Below are 1110 nucleotides of genomic sequence, written 5' to 3'. Positions count from 1 at the left end.
CTTTGGTGAGTTTTCCTTGAGAATAAACTGTTCTACCGAATTCTCCACCCCAAACCACTAAAGTATCTTCGAGCAAACCTCTTCTTTTTAAGTCTATAATCAATGCTGCGGTGGCTCTATCGGTTTGTTTGCATTGGTGGGCCATTCCTTTCGGTAATGAGCCATGATGGTCCCAGCCTTGGTGATAAAGCTGTACAAATCTGACATCTTTTTCGAGCAGTTTTCGAGCTAAAAGGCAATTAGCGGCATACGTTCCTTTGTCTCGACTACCTTCACCGTAGAGTTCAAAAACTTCGTCGGGTTCGTTCGAGGTATCCATTACTTCGGGAACAGAGGTTTGCATCCGATACGCCATTTCGTATTGAGCGATTCGGGCATCTACTTCGGGGTCGCCCCAAGTTTCGTTTTGTAATTGGTTGAGTTTTGTCAAATATTCCAACATTTGTTGGCGGTCTTGCCCGTCATATCCTTCGGGATTATTGAGAAACAAAACTGGGTCTTTTCCCGAACGGAATTGGACTCCTTGATGCTCGGAAGGCAGAAAGCCATTTCCCCACAAACGAGCATAAAGTGGCTGGTCTTTCGAGGCATTTTTTGAAACCAAAACAATAAACGCAGGTAGATTTTGATTTTCAGAACCCAGTCCGTAACTCATCCAAGAACCAATTGAAGGGCGGCCAGGGAGTTGATGCCCCGTTTGAAAAAACGTTATGGCGGGGTCATGATTGATTTGCTCGGTAAACATAGATTTTACGATGCACAAATCATCAACCACCTGTGCCGTATAAGGCAGTAAATCACTTACCCAAGTCTTAGTTGTTCCGTATTGATTAAATTTATACGCCGACGGCACGAGCGGTAAAACTGCCTGATTGGCACTCATACCCGTAAGTCTTTGTCCTTTTCGCACCGAATCGGGCAAGCCTTGCCCAAACATATTACTGAGTTTGGGTTTGTAGTCGAAAGTTTCAAATTGCGAAGGGCCACCACTCATAAATAAATAAACGACTCGCTTGGCTTTTGGAGCGATGCTGGGTAATGCACTCATTATTTGTTGTTCGAGCGTGTTGCCTTTTGCGTTTGAACTAATCAAACTACTTAGAGCCATTG

1 protein-coding gene is annotated in these 1110 nt (G+C 44.3%); it reads right to left on the bottom strand.

The genetic code is table 11. The features are described from left to right. On the bottom strand, positions 1 to 1110 hold a 1110-nt coding region (locus ACOVO2_RS20060), incomplete at both ends, for a DUF1501 domain-containing protein (protein ID WP_421771689.1).

Source organism: Emticicia sp. (assembly GCF_049241225.1).
GTDB lineage: Bacteria > Bacteroidota > Bacteroidia > Cytophagales > Spirosomataceae > Emticicia.
Note: the sequence above shows the minus strand (reverse complement) of the source record. Positions and strands in the feature narration are given on the sequence as shown.